Here is a 14455-nt window from a genome sequence, read left to right on the forward strand (position 1 = left end):
CCATCAGATCTGATCTAAGGGAAAGCCGCTATCTCGTGAAGCGATATACTTACCGTGTAAATACACGTGCGATTAAACCCATATACAAAATGGAACATACGGAGAGCAGGCAACCGCCGCCCCATACCAATAGCATGACTTTGAATCCTATGCCCAACAGGATAAGCAGCAGTCCACCGCACATACCTGCCATTCCAACCTTTACATTTCCATCTTGAATAAGATCATTCATAACCGGAACCTTCATTTTCCCTGCCAGCGGGCCATACTTATGCGTCCACCATAGAAATGGGACAATTTTAGATAAATAACCGAGAATTGTCATCGCTACCCAGCCGTATAAATAGATCCAGCCCGTCAAGATAAGAAGCGTTTCATCCTCGAAGAGATCTGGTTTCACAAACCAAATACCCAACAGCATGACAACGTATACGATGAGCCCCCTCGTGCAAAAGATAGACCAACGAATCCCAGAACCCGGAGACCCTTTATGACGATGCTTGCGGATGTCCCTCATATGGGCTTCATATGTGACGAGCGCCGCCATCATCAATCCGATGACGATTCCATTAAATAGAGTCCCGCTTCCCAGTAAAAAATGTCCTGCTCCAAGAAGCGTTGCCGCATTCCACAGGAGAATAACGAACAAGCCTGTTAGAACCAGATAAACCACGGCACAAGCTGTACTCACCGTGATCGCATTCCACTTTGCGGCAAGAAGCATCGTTTGACCTATATTCCAAGCGAACAAACAAATTCCAAGCCATGTCATAGTTGCACCTGCGGCAATCCAACTGACCTCCAAACGGAGGAAGCCAATCAATAGGATGGATGAGCCAATCAGAAAGCATGCATAATGAAGGTAGCCTAGCTTGTGGCTGTGCAGCTTACGTTGCAAAACCACATCCAGCAGTTGATACACGGCTCCCATGGCAATCATCGTTCCCCAATCCAGTACAATCAGATGAATTCGGAACCATCCCTCCGGGTTCCGAGGAGGCTCCCCCACCCATGACCCCAACGAAAACAGGGATAGTACATGAAAAGCTAGAAAACTGAGAATTCCGGTTGCAATAAACAGCAGTGGAAGCCTGAACATGGATACTTCCCCCTAGACGCGATTAAATAAAATGTTGTTCTCCAGATGAATGTGCTGGAACATATCCGCTTCCAATTCCTCCAACTTCAAGAAAGTAAGCTGAAAGGTCGTACAGGCATCCCCCGGCAGCTCGTAGTCTTTAGTGATTACCCTGATTTGCTTAAGAAGATCACCCGATTCCTCATGCTCATGCTCGAGCATAGCCAATATTTCCAGCAGCTGCTCTTTTTTCACTTCGGTGGGATCTTGCTCAAACGCAATTACAGCAGGAAATGCTTCTCGTTCTTCTTTCTCCATATGCTGTTCCATATCTTTTTTCAGTGCTTTAAACCATTGCTCGACTTGCAGAAGTTCAGGATGATAAGGCCCATGTACGCGTGCCACTTTCTTCACATATTTACTTATATGCGGGAGTGCTGTCTTCAAATAGCCATGATGGATACGCGTAATATAATCGATTAATTCACTTGAGCTTACTTCACTCCAATTTAAACTGTCGGATTTCGCGGTCGATGCTGCTTCGGCAAGACTTTTCAACAAATCCTCTTCCTTAATAGCTTGCTCTTGAATGACTTGAAGAAGTGATTTGTTGCCTCCGCAGCAGAAATCAATTCGGAATTTCTTAAACACCTCATCTGTATTGGGATAGCCCGTCACAATATCTCCTACCCGATCAGTTAATTGAATGTTCATTTCCATGTGAAATCCTCCTTTCCTCAATTTGAATTAACGTGAATATTGCTCCAGCATTTGATTCGCAATTGGGAAAATCATCTCCTCTTCAGAAAGCAGATGCTCTGATAAGACAGAACATGCCACACTAAGCAGAGAGATTGCCTTCTTCAGCTTTATACTGTCGGCACCTTTACATTGGTCCGCATAGTCAAGAAATGAGCGAGCAAACCGTTCCGCCTGTTTATGATCCTCTTCCAGCACCCAAGTTGAGGTCAAAAAGGTGGGCTCCATTCCCCGATACGCATACTCAGAAAGGATGGGGATAACCTCCATTTCCTCCCATTGCTCATGAGCCTCAAGCTGCTGCATGAAGTTTACCATTTGGTTTCTAATTTCATGAAGCAAACGTTTTGACTCTTCTGTGCCAAGCATGCCAACCATATGACTTGTCATTTCCTGAACATGGTCAAGCTCTTTTATTAACGCGCCATGTTCGTCCTTTAACCGCCCTAAAACCTCTTGGAGACTAGAAATCTGCGCATCCTCTAACGGCATCCCAAGATCCATAACCATATATAACTCCTCCTTTTATTGCTGCTGTAATCACATTGTAAGCCTTAATCTCAGAATTCACTGTGAGGAGTATCACAACACTTGTTTCTGTTTCGTGACTTTTAATCACTGTTGCATACTTACGCTTAATTGAACAACAATAAGACCGCAGTTCACCATGTGAACTGTGGTCTTATTGGGAAAGCCTTACTTCATACCGACAAGAACATTATGCCCTTCAAGCCATATAGGGAATGTTCTTACTTGTCCAGTATCCGGCTGCTGGACTTCTCCGGAAAGCAGACTTATTTTACAATCGCGAAGAGGGCAGTAAACATATTCCCCGCTGACTAGACCCTCGGCGAGAGGGCCTCCTTTCTTATGCCCTGTTCTATTCTCAAGTGCATACAGAACGCTTTCCGACAAACGGAACACGGCAATCTCGGTTTCTCCGATCTGAACGACCTTCCCAAGATGCAGGGGGAAATCTCCAATACTGCCTATCGAATAATAACTCACTCTATCAATAACCTTTGCTGCTTCCATGGTATTCCCTCCCTCACTTCACTTGAATATTCTCATATAATTGATGCTGAAGTTCTTCCTGCTCAACAACTTCTTTCCAGGGATCTTGCAGCCCTAGAAGCGCATGCTCAATTCGCTGCTCCAGCTCTTTTCGCCGCTCTATATTCTCAACAACCTCTTTAATAATGGACTGAAGACCTACCCGTTCGATCCAATCGGATGTTCGCTCCCCGTACTTCCCAGATTCCCGATAAAACTGAATAAATGCTGCTGCGAGCTGAATTAATTCTTTATCGGTTTTCACTTTACATAAGAGATCAGCGGCTCTTAATTTCACGCCACCGTTACCGCCAACGTAAATCTCCCAACCGCCATCATTGCCAATGATGCCGAAATCCTTAATCTCCGCCTCGGCGCAATTACGCGGGCAGCCGTTCACTGCCATTTTGAACTTGGCAGGCATCCAAAGCCGTTCGAACTTCTTCTCCAGCAGAATCCCCATGCTGATAGAATCCTGAGTACCGAAACGGCAAAATGTAGAGCCTACGCATGTTTTAACTGTGCGAATGGCTTTCGCATAGGCATAGCCTGAAGGCATACCGAGCTCTTCCCACATGTGTGGAAGATCCGCTTTTTTCACGCCTAATAAGTCAAGACGCTGTCCTCCTGTAACCTTCACCATCTTCACTTCATACTTGTCTGCGACATCGGCAATTTTCCGAAGCTGCTCGGGAGTGGTAACCCCGCCATACATACGGGGAACCACAGAGTAGGTACCGTCTTTCTGGATATTCGCATGCAGTCTCTCATTGACAAATCTGGAATCCCGCTCATCCTCATGAGCTTCTGGCCAAACCATCCCAATATAATAGTTAATGGCGGGTCTACATTTCGAGCATCCTTCCGGATTATGCCATTCTAACACGTTCATCACTTCTCGAACGTGGGATAACCGTTTATCTCTGATTGCAGCAATGACATCTTCACGGCTATGGATGGTGCAGCTACAGAGCGTTTCTTTGACCGCATGGTTTCCTTCATAACGGTCGCCTAATGTCAGAGCAAGAAGCTGCTCCACCATCGGCTTACAGCCCCCGCATGATCGGCTGGCGCCCGTACATAATTTTATTTCTTCTACCGTGCTAAGCCTCTTATCCGTAATGGCTTGAATAATCATACCTTTGGTAACCCCGTTGCAGCCACATACGATCTCATCGGTTGGCATCGCAGTGACGAAAGCCAAAGGATCCGATCCCTCTATTGAGGGCGTGCCCATCAGTTGTTCATGTATCTCCTGCGTCATCGGTTCCTGAGCCTTTATCCATTTCAACAGTTGGGCGGAGTCACTCACGTCACCGAACAACACGCCTCCGATAATGCGATTTTTTTTAAGCAGCACCTTTTTGTAAGTTTTCTTCCAATTATCTTGTAAGCAAATAACATCAACATCCGGCCCATCTTGAAACGCCCCGGCGGAAAAAACATCCACGCCGGAAATTTTGAGTTTGGTAGATACAATCGATCCTTTATAGGGTTCCGTTGGCATGTCACATAGATGCTTGGCTAGCACAGCCCCTTGCTCAAATAACGGAGCTACTAAACCATAGCTGACACCACGGTGCTGGTTGCATTCCCCTACAGCGAATACACCCTGAGCACTTGTTTGCATAAGATCGTCAACAACAATACCCCGTCTTACTTCTAAACCGCAATTTCGAGCAATTGTCGTTTCAGGAGCAATCCCCACCGCCATTACGATAAAATCCGCTTCAAGTACGGAACCATCTTCGAAGAGAAGTCCTTTGACATGTTCACCGCCAAATATTTCAATGGTCTTTTTATTTAATTGAAAATGCATGCCTTGCTCTTCCAGTTCTGTCTTCAACATGGCAGATGCTGCTGTATCGAGTTGTCTCTCCATTAAGTCTGAGAATAAATGTACAACGGAAACATCCATGCCTAATTTAAGAAGTCCCCTGGCAGCCTCGAGTCCAAGCAAACCGCCGCCAATAACAGCTGCTCTCTTAAACACGCTTGCCGCATGTACCATTCTGTTGCAATCATGAATATCACGGAAGCTGACAATCCCATCTTTATCGATGCCTGGTATAGGAAGCATGACAGGATTGGAGCCGGTCGCTATGATGAGTCTATCGTATGGCTGAGTCTGTCCATTGCTCATGTGTACTTGTTTAGAAGTAAGGTCTATTTGAGTAACTTCAACGCCTATTAACAATTGAATATGATTTCTTTCGTACCAGTCATAATCATTAAGAATAATGTCGTCGAATGTCTTGCTTCCTTCGAGCAAGTAAGACAATTGAATACGATTATAATTAGGGTGCGGCTCTTTACCAATGACGGTAATCTCATACTTGTCTGGTGTCAATTTCAATATTTGTTCAATCGTATTGATTCCCGCCATTCCATTGCCGATAAGTACCAGCCTTGGTCGATCTGCTTTTACAGGCATGCTCTTTTCCTCCTGACAAATCTGTCTCTCTTAGATATGTTCAAATTCCATATTCTTTTGCTACTCTAATCATAGATCTATTGGTAGTCGAACGATGTGAGAATTGTCACAACTTATACTAAGAAAGAGGTTTATTTCTAGATGCAAAAAAAGAGGCATGGTAGAATAACCCATACCTCCTTCTATCATGCGGTTGTAATAAGTCCATACGTACCATCGTTTCTGCGATAAACAAGTTCAGTTTTGCCCGAATCTCTGTTAAAAAACAAGTGGAAGTTATGGTCAAGCAACAGCATTTGAAGAATTGCTTCCTCAATATCTTCTGGTTTATTCGGAACGGTCTTAACGCGGGCTACTTCAAATGGAGAATCATTCTCCCTGCTTGCATGTTCCATGCTATCAAATGAAAGAACCCTTAACCCGCTTTGCTGGCGCATTCTATGCTTGATCTTGTCCTTTAACTTTCGCGTCTGTCTTTCTAATTTATCAGCGACAACATCGATCGATGCGTACATATCATCTCGTTTTTCTTCTGCACGAAGCACGGTACCTTTGCAGGTGATCGTTACTTCTACAACATGAATTTGTTTATGCCCCTGAACCGAAAGGGTAACATGCATGTCACAAGCTTCTTCAAACCAAGATGCCAATCGCCCCAATTTGCGTTCCACATATTCCTGTAAGGATGGGGTTACTGTTAAATCTTTTCCATGTACAATCAGTTTCATTCGGCTCATCTCCTATGAGAAAAAGGATTCCAAATCTGTCAGCACTTTCTCTGTTAACGGAAAAATAAGTTGTTCTTCCATGGTAAAGTGGTCATTTAATATCAAACATGCTTGTAAGAGATGCGCTGCCGCCTCTGCTAATCGCTTCTTCACAACAAGAGGCGTTACCTCAATAACAGCTTCTTGAAAGGATTGGATAAACGACATGCCGAGTTGATGGTCTTTTTCCAATACCCAGAAAGAAGGCATGATAGAAGGCATCGATGGACGATGAAAATACGTTAACAGGAACGGAAACAATTCCTGTTCCTCCCATTCTGAGTGTCGTTCCAGCTCATCCACAAATTGATCAGTCTGTTTTCTGAGTTCCTCGACAAGCTGTATGCCCTTTACCGAATCTTCCAATAGCATCAGTTCCTTGGCACTCGTTTCAAGCATCCTTAGCTTTTCTCTCAATTCCTCATGCTCTACCCTTAAACGATCGGTAGCAAAAGCAACCTCCTCCGGATTTGAAGAAGCAATCCCCAAGGTGTAGCCTGTGGAATGAATCACCATACAGAGTCCCTCCTAAGGTAATCATTTCGTTTTCTATCTATCTTTAGTATAGCTACAAGTGCAGGTTCTCGCTGTGCGATACATCACACTATCCACCGATATGAGACATTTCAACCTTATGTGCGGGAGTCGTCTGTGCTAGTCTTGTTTCGGAATACCGATCTTGACGCATTCCCCATACTTGAACAATCAATAATCGTAAATCTTCATCGCTTGCTCCTTCTCTGATCACACTTAGCAGGTCTGTCTTGTCTGAAGCAAACAAACATGTATACAAATGCCCTTCCGCAGACAACCGTGCCCTTGTACAAGTGCTGCAGAACGCTTGAGTCACTGAAGAGATCAAACCAATCTCTTCCCGTGAACCCTGATAACGATAACGTGTTGCAACTTCGCCAATATAATTCGATTCCACCCGTTCCAGCGGCATCTCTTTATGAATGATTTCAATAATCTTTTTGCTGGGAACGACATGTTTCAAATTCCATCCATTACTATTACCAACGTCCATAAATTCAACATATCTCAAAATGTGCCCACGCTCGCGGAAGTATTTGGCCATCGGAACAATATCCTGGTCATTAACTCCCTTTTGCACAACCATATTCACCTTCACGGATAATCCTACGGAAGCCGCAGCATCGATGCCTTCCAGCACTCCTTTTACCGAAAATCCTCTCCCGTTCATGGCACCAAATCGCTCGTCATCTAAACTATCCAGGCTCACTGTGATCCGCTCTAATCCAGCTTCTCTTAACTCCTTCGCCTTGTGTTTTAATAATGAACCATTGGTTGTAACAGCAATATCTTTGACGCCATCCATATGGCGAATTCGGTAAATGATTTCGCCAACATCTTTGTTTAAGAGCGGTTCACCGCCTGTAATTCGTACTTTCTCTACCCCTAGTGAAACAAATATCCGCGTTAATCGCTCTAATTCTTGCAGGCTAAGCAGTTTTTCTTGCGGAAGAAACCGATAATTGGGGCCAAACACCTCTTCAGGCATACAGTATCGGCAGCGGAAATTGCATCGATCCGTTACAGAAATACGTAAATCACGAAGCGGTCTTTGAAGGGCGTCCGTTATTAGAGGAACTCGCTTATCAAGATTTTCCATATTTGTCCTCTCTCAGTACATGGTAGTTTCATAGGGAAGAGGGATAACCGCTACTTGCTGGCCGGCGGCAATTCCTTTGGAACCTGCTGGTATCATGATGATACAATTAGCATCTTGTATAGATATAAGCATACTGGAGTTATTTTTTTCTAACACACTTACTTTCACTTGTTCATTTGAAAGTGTCATTTGACCTCTTATATATCGATCGTGCGGACACCCTTTATCATAATCATTCGTAATAATCGCTTGAATGTGCTGCTTGTCAGGGCTTTCTATTCCTTGCATGGCAAGTAGTACAGGCCGAACAAACAGTTCAAATCCTACGAAGCAGGCACCGGGATTGCCGGAAAGACCAAATACGAGCTTACTGTTGATCACGGTTGCTGAAGTTGGACTACCGGGCCGCATAGCGATTTTATTGAAGAGCAGCTTCATATCATTCCCGCTCATTGTAGTAAAGAAGTCCGCCATTACGTCATAATCCCCAACGGAGACTCCTCCGCTAACTATGAGCATATCACATGTTTCCAAGGCATTATATATCGTTCGGGCGACTTCATCTCTATCGTCGGGGGCAGTTCCAACTCTGATTGCCAACCCGCCGTATTGTTCGATTTGTGCTGCAAGCATGTAGGTATTACTATTACGAATTCTCCCTGGTTGAAGCGGATCTCCCACAGAGATCAATTCACTTCCGGTCGTTAGTACGCCCACTACGGGTCGCCGGAAAACAGGAACTTCTTCATATCCCATTGAGGCAAGCACTGCAATTTGGCCTGGGCCTATGCGGGAACCTGAACCGATTAACAGCTGTCCTGACGTGATTTCATCCCCCACCTTGGCAATGTTTTGTCCATGGCTAACTTTATGCTTAATCCGGATAGAAATTTCTCCTTCCTCCTGGTACTCTTCTGTCTGCTCGAACATGATGACAGCATCCGCTCCGTCCGGAACGGCCGAGCCTGTCATGATACGAATCGCTGTACCAGGAAGCACTTGTTTACTCGAAGTGTATCCGGCAGGCACTTCATCAATCACCCTTAGACAGGTCGGATTTTGTGGCGTAGCGAATAGGGCTTCTTCACTCAACACGGCATACCCATCTAACCCAGAACGTCGGAAATGAGGCATACATTCCTTCGCGAACAGAGGTTTCGAAATTCTTCTATGTAAACAAGATTCAATCGACGTGAACTCGCACCCCAGCTTCAGGACATGCCGCATAATCATGTTCTGAGCATGATCAACTTTGACTGCCTTGCGAGCAAACCTCTGGCTCCGGTTTCTCATCTTTAATCGTCCTTTCCACAACACTTAGTAGTTGAATCATAAGTCTTTATGATACATGTAGATGTGATATTAATCACAGTTACTCGTGTGACCAATATCACATTCTTGAATAAAACTGCTCGATATAATGAGATGATAACTAGAAGGTGCCATTATGAAAACAAAAGAAGAAGTTCTACTAGCACTTACGGGCATTAGGGATCCCGAATGGCATAGAAGTATGGTCGAATTGAATCTTTTCCGCGATGTTATGCTTAACGAGAACAGCCTATCCTTGACCGTTGTTACACCTAAGGAGCTGCATGCCGAAGCTAAAGAGAATATGCAAGAAGAAATAACCAAAGCTATCAAACATCATTTTCACCATAGCCTTCATCTGCGCTTTCGGTCAATGACTCCTTATGAGAGAACCGAAATTGAGACGAAAATGAACAAAAGCAGCAGTCAAGCGTCAACGACAAGCGAAAATTCGGAGGAAACTCCCCTTCACAAACGAACAGATGTCACCTTCATTGCTATTGCCAGCGGTAAAGGCGGAGTAGGCAAATCCACTGTAACGGTGAATCTAGCGGCATCTCTCACTAGACTCGGTAAAAAAGTAGGCATTATTGACGCTGATATCTATGGGTTTAGTATCCCAGAAATGATGGGAATTAACGTAAAGCCAAAGATTGTGAACAACACGATACTTCCTGTTGTGCATCATGGCATCAAAGTCATTTCCATGGGTTTCTTTGTAGAAGACAATTCACCGGTTATTTGGCGAGGGCCTATGCTCGGTAAAATGCTAGGGCAGTTCTTTACGGACGTAGATTGGGGAGAAGTTGACTACATCCTGCTTGATCTTCCGCCAGGTACTGGTGATATTGCACTCGATGTCCATCAGATGCTGCCGGCGAGCAAAGAGATCATCGTCACTACGCCTCACCCTACAGCCTCCTACGTCGCTGCAAGAGCAGGGTCTATGGCCAAGCAAACCAACCACGAGATTGTGGGTATCATTGAAAATATGTCTTATTTAGCATGCAGCAAGTGTGGAACCAACGAATTTGTGTTTGGCAGCGGGGGAGGAACAGCCCTTGCCGAACAATTGCAAACAAAATTATTGGCTCAAATTCCAATAGGTGCACCTGATAATCTTCCTTCGGAGCCAGATTATTCACCGTCCATATACAAGGCAAATAGCTCTATAGGAGACATATATGCCAATCTGGCAGAGCAAATTATACGAATGCAAAAAAGACCTAAGGCTCTGCATCAGGTCCTTGGTATAAATCCAATCTGAAGTGTATTGGGAGGGTTGTCAATGTTTCTAGGTAAACAGGCGAGCATGTTCCCAAACCAAAGAGTACGCGAAAGAGGTTGGTTGATTTTCTAACGGACGTGACAGCCTCTATTAGCTGAAAATGAGGCAGTTTTGATTTTTAATGGTCACCAGAAGCGTTATTGACTGATTTGCGTGCCAACAAGTGTGGCAAGGGACTGAATAACGGCAGTGGCGTCCGTTAGCATTTGGACTCCCTGCTTTTCTTATCAAATAACGGCTCCTCTGTCCGTAACGCAGTAAAAATTAAAGCTAACCTTGCATCACAACTGGTTCCCACTGCTGCTCTTATCCCAACAGCAACGGTTACCAAAGGTGAAGTCTTCCTCCTACCCATTTTTTAGAAAGGGGCCGCTTCCACATCATCCCTAACGTGATTCTCGGAAACCCAAAACATATAAATTCTTAAATGTTAAGAAAACCTTTATCGAAGCCATTCAAAGATGAGCGACCGCGTTTGAAGAGGAGAGACTTTGGTCTCCGACCAAAGATCCCTATATATGGTTTTATCGCCAAATAGAAAGACGTTTTCGGGAACCGAAAACTTATACTTTCTATTGTGGTAAGAAAATAGGTAAACACCAAGTTATACTAGTGTTTACCTATTTTCTATGGTGACAAGAAATATACACATAAAACAAGTGCATTTGTGAAAAAAATCACATACACACGCAAAGGTAAGATATATAATGAAATCATACTAAGAGAGAAGGAGTGGTTTCTATGACACTACTGTACACTAAGCATTTAGAAGGTTTGCGAGATGATTACTGCTGCGAGTATGGAAAATTATTTGCTGAACGAGTTGGCGGGCTGCAAGATCAGGATGAACAAATTACACAACAGCAATTCGAACCACAAACTGACAAAATGGCTGCGATGAAATATCTGCATCAAGCTGGCCTTCAGGAGGAGTACCTTCTATGATTCACCCAGCAAAAGAATATAACCAGTAGTGCTGGAATCTCTCCGGCGCTACTGGTTTTTATATAAAATGAAATCAAGCAAGATAAAAAAAAACCACCCAAGCAAGTCGATGCCAAAGTGGTATACCTAGTTTCAAGGTATACCTAGTTTCATATTAATCCCCATTCGCAAGAATACCCATATCAATCATATATCTCGCTCGAATTACCTCCTGATTGGTTGGCGTAGGACATTGTTCGAGCGGGTATACCTTCCCCATTTGCTGCCATTTATAGACGCCCATTCGGTGATAGGGCAGCAGCTCCAATTTACTAACATTACGCAATGAACCGATGAACTTGCCGAGCTCAATTAGATCCATGTAGTCATCTGTCCATCCTGGTACTAGCACATGACGAATCCAGACAGGTTTATCGATTTCACTCAGGTGTTCAGCAAAGCGCTTAATACGATCATTAGGCTGTGCCGTAAGTGCAACGTGTTTAGCAGAATTAATCTGTTTCAGATCGAGCAGTACTAAATCGGTCACATTCAAAAGCTCCTGCGCATGACTCGGCTCACAAAAGCCGTTCGTATCCAACACGGTATGCAGCCCCCAGCGCCTTTTGCACTCAGCAAACAAACGGGCTAGGAAAGGAGCCTGCAAAGTCGGCTCCCCGCCCGTTACTGTAATCCCCCCGCCTGAGCGCTGATAATACGCCAGGTAAGGTTTAATCTCATCCAGAATCTCCTCAACGTCCATTTGTCTGCCCGTATTCATCTCCCATGAATCTGGATTATGGCAATACTTACACTGCAGCGCACAACCCTGCATGAAAAGAACAAAGCGGATGCCCGGACCATCAACGGTGCCAAAGGTATCGAAGGAATGTATGCGTCCTTTCATCGGTCTGCACCCCTCTCTATTGTTACATCGTGCCGTGGAAGGTACGATGGATGACATCAAGCTGCTGTTCCCTGGTCAGCTTGATAAAGTTTACCGCGTAGCCGGAGACGCGAATCGTTAATTGCGGATATTGCTCCGGATGCTCCATAGCATCCAGAAGCTGTGCACGGTCGAACACATTAATATTCAAATGATGACCTTGGTTCGCCATATAGCCATCAAGAAGAGCAACAAGATTGGAGATGCGTGTCTTTTCTTCACGACCAAGAGCCTTCGGTACGATGGAGAACGTGTTGGATATGCCATCCAGGCAATGCTCGTAAGGGAGCTTGGCGACAGAAGCCAATGAGGCCAACGCGCCTTTCCGGTCACGTCCGTGCATCGGATTGGCGCCTGGTGCGAAGGGTTCTCCGGCTTTGCGCCCATCCGGGGTACTTCCAGTCTTTTTCCCATAAACGACATTAGAGGTAATAGTCAGTACCGACATGGTTGGCACTGCGCCGCGATACGTTTTATGCTTTCTGATCTTGTTCATAAACGTTTCCGTCAATTGAACGGCAATCTCATCGACTCGCTCATCATTATTGCCATACTGCGGGTACTCGCCTTCAATTTCAAAATCGACTGCAATCCCATTTTCATTGCGGATCGGGCGCACCTTCGCATACTTAATCGCGCTGAGCGAATCTGCTACTACGGATAAACCTGCAATCCCAGTGGCCATAGTGCGTACAATTTCACGGTCGTGCAGTGACATTTCCAGCCGTTCATAGCTGTATTTATCATGCATATAGTGAATGACGTTAAGTGTATTTACATACAGCTTTGCCAGCCACTCCATCACAGTATCGAAATTCTCAGCAACTTCATCATAATCCAGAACCTCGGAAGTCAAGGGAGTTAACCGTGGCCCTACCTGTATCCCCAGCTTCTCATCCACTCCACCGTTAATTGCATAGAGCAGAGCTTTGGCTAAATTGGCGCGGGCGCCAAAGAATTGCATCTGTTTGCCAACCCGCATCGCTGACACACAGCACGCAATGCCGTAATCATCCCCATAATAGGGCCGCATCAGGTCATCATTCTCATACTGAATCGAACTAGTTTCAACCGATACCTTGGCACAATAAGCCTTAAAGCCCTCCGGCAGCTGAGTTGACCACAGAACAGTCAGGTTAGGTTCAGGGGCAGGGCCCAAGTTATATAAAGTATGCAGGAAACGGAAAGAATTTTTCGTGACACGTGTTCTGCCGTCCAGTCCCATGCCGCCAATCGATTCTGTCACCCAAGTTGGATCACCGCTGAAGAGTTCATTGTAGTCGGGTGTACGTAAAAACTTGACGATACGAAGCTTCATTACAAAATGGTCAACAAGCTCTTGCGCTTCTACTTCGGTCAACGTCCCCTCCCGTAAATCCCGTTCGATATAAATATCAAGAAAGCTCGATACGCGTCCAAGGCTCATCGCCGCGCCATTCTGCTCCTTAATGGCTGCTAAATAAGCGAAGTACAACCATTGTACGGCTTCACTTGCATTCATCGCTGGTTTGGCTATATCATAGCCGTAGGTTTTGGCCATCTGCTTCAATTCACCGAGACTGCGGATTTGTTCGGAAAGCTCTTCACGCAGCCGGATGACATCTTCTGTGATCGCGTCCACTTCCAGCTGCAGAAGATCTTTCTTCTTCTCTTCGATCAGACGGTCTACACCATATAAAGCAACGCGCCTGTAATCGCCAATAATACGACCTCGCCCGTAAGCATCTGGCAGACCCGTAATGATTGCAGCTTTACGTGCTGTTTTCATCTCGGAGGTATACGCATCGAACACACCTTGGTTATGCGTTTTGCGAATAGATGTAAACACTTGTATAATTTCTTCAGGCAGCTTGAAACCATATGCCTCACAGGCATCGATGACCATACGAATACCGCCGAAAGGTTGTACGGAACGCTTCAGTGGAGCGTCGGTTTGCAAGCCGACAATCTTCTCCTTGTTCTTTGCGATATAACCTGGGGCGTGCGAGGTAATCGTGGACACCGTCTGGACATCGATATCCAATACACCGCCATTCTCTCTCTCCTTACGGGTTAGCATACTGACCTGAAGCCATAGTTCATCTGTGGCTTCTGTAGGGCCTGCCAAAAAGGAATGATCTCCTGTATAGACTGTTATGTTCGTATCGATGAAATCTTTCACATTGATATTCGTTTCCCATTTCCCTTTTACAAATCCATTCCAATAACTGGCCTTTAATTCTTCTTCACGTATCGCCATGATAGTACCTCCTTAGAGCTCGC

Annotated in this window: 13 protein-coding genes; 2 read left to right on the forward strand and 11 right to left on the reverse strand. The window is 45.0% G+C overall.

What is annotated here, in order from left to right:
* Window positions 1–49 precede the first annotated feature (49 nt).
* From L6I86_RS10340 to L6I86_RS10380, 9 genes are all read right to left on the reverse strand, one after another.
* On the reverse strand, window positions 50–1099 hold the full coding sequence (locus tag L6I86_RS10340) for a hypothetical protein (protein WP_236286802.1): 1050 nt from the start codon (window positions 1097–1099) through the stop codon (window positions 50–52).
* 12 nt (window positions 1100–1111) lie between these two features.
* Window positions 1112–1798 (reverse strand): iron-sulfur cluster repair di-iron protein, encoded by a 687-nt coding sequence (gene ric / locus L6I86_RS10345; RefSeq protein WP_236286804.1) that lies wholly within the window; start codon window positions 1796–1798, stop codon window positions 1112–1114.
* Window positions 1799–1825: 27 nt separating this feature from the next.
* Window positions 1826–2347 carry a hemerythrin domain-containing protein gene (locus tag L6I86_RS10350; protein ID WP_236286806.1) on the reverse strand — a complete coding sequence of 174 codons (522 nt, stop codon included), beginning with the start codon at window positions 2345–2347 and terminating at the stop codon, window positions 1826–1828.
* 186 nt (window positions 2348–2533) lie between these two features.
* The gene (gene nirD, locus L6I86_RS10355) at window positions 2534–2872 is read right to left on the reverse strand and encodes a nitrite reductase small subunit NirD (protein WP_236286808.1); all 339 of its coding nucleotides are present in this window, start codon (window positions 2870–2872) and stop codon (window positions 2534–2536) included.
* A 13-nt stretch (window positions 2873–2885) separates the two neighbouring features.
* On the reverse strand, window positions 2886–5324 hold the full coding sequence (nirB, locus tag L6I86_RS10360) for a nitrite reductase large subunit NirB (protein ID WP_236286810.1): 2439 nt from the start codon (window positions 5322–5324) through the stop codon (window positions 2886–2888).
* A gap of 185 nt (window positions 5325–5509) precedes the next feature.
* Window positions 5510–6052 (reverse strand): ribosome hibernation-promoting factor, HPF/YfiA family, encoded by a 543-nt coding sequence (gene hpf / locus L6I86_RS10365; protein WP_236286812.1) that lies wholly within the window; start codon window positions 6050–6052, stop codon window positions 5510–5512.
* Window positions 6053–6064: 12 nt separating this feature from the next.
* Window positions 6065–6607, reverse strand: a complete 543-nt coding sequence (locus L6I86_RS10370; RefSeq protein WP_236286814.1) for a hemerythrin domain-containing protein — start codon at window positions 6605–6607, stop codon at window positions 6065–6067.
* An 88-nt stretch (window positions 6608–6695) separates the two neighbouring features.
* Entirely contained in the window at window positions 6696–7724 is a 1029-nt protein-coding gene (gene moaA / locus L6I86_RS10375; RefSeq protein ID WP_236286817.1) for a GTP 3',8-cyclase MoaA, read from the reverse strand.
* A 12-nt stretch (window positions 7725–7736) separates the two neighbouring features.
* The gene (locus L6I86_RS10380) at window positions 7737–9017 is read right to left on the reverse strand and encodes a molybdopterin molybdotransferase MoeA (protein WP_236286819.1); all 1281 of its coding nucleotides are present in this window, start codon (window positions 9015–9017) and stop codon (window positions 7737–7739) included.
* 154 nt (window positions 9018–9171) lie between these two features.
* Here L6I86_RS10380 and L6I86_RS10390 point away from each other — a divergent pair, with 154 nt between their 5' ends.
* The gene (locus L6I86_RS10390; protein WP_276574830.1) at window positions 9172–10302 is read left to right on the forward strand and encodes an Mrp/NBP35 family ATP-binding protein; all 1131 of its coding nucleotides are present in this window, start codon (window positions 9172–9174) and stop codon (window positions 10300–10302) included.
* A gap of 762 nt (window positions 10303–11064) precedes the next feature.
* Window positions 11065–11268, forward strand: a complete 204-nt coding sequence (locus L6I86_RS10395) for a hypothetical protein (protein WP_236286821.1) — start codon at window positions 11065–11067, stop codon at window positions 11266–11268.
* Between the two features lie 154 nt (window positions 11269–11422).
* On the opposite strand, the gene pflA is transcribed toward L6I86_RS10395, so the two are convergent.
* Together pflA and pflB are read right to left on the reverse strand one after the other, a co-directional pair.
* Window positions 11423–12154, reverse strand: coding sequence for a pyruvate formate-lyase-activating protein (gene pflA / locus L6I86_RS10400; protein ID WP_236286823.1), 732 nt, complete (start codon window positions 12152–12154; stop codon window positions 11423–11425).
* A 22-nt stretch (window positions 12155–12176) separates the two neighbouring features.
* Window positions 12177–14432 carry a formate C-acetyltransferase gene (gene pflB, locus L6I86_RS10405; protein ID WP_236286825.1) on the reverse strand — a complete coding sequence of 752 codons (2256 nt, stop codon included), beginning with the start codon at window positions 14430–14432 and terminating at the stop codon, window positions 12177–12179.
* Between the last annotated feature and the right edge of the window lie 23 nt (window positions 14433–14455).

It is taken from the genome of Paenibacillus allorhizoplanae (assembly GCF_927798215.1).
Lineage (GTDB): Bacteria > Bacillota > Bacilli > Paenibacillales > NBRC-103111 > Paenibacillus_E > Paenibacillus_E allorhizoplanae.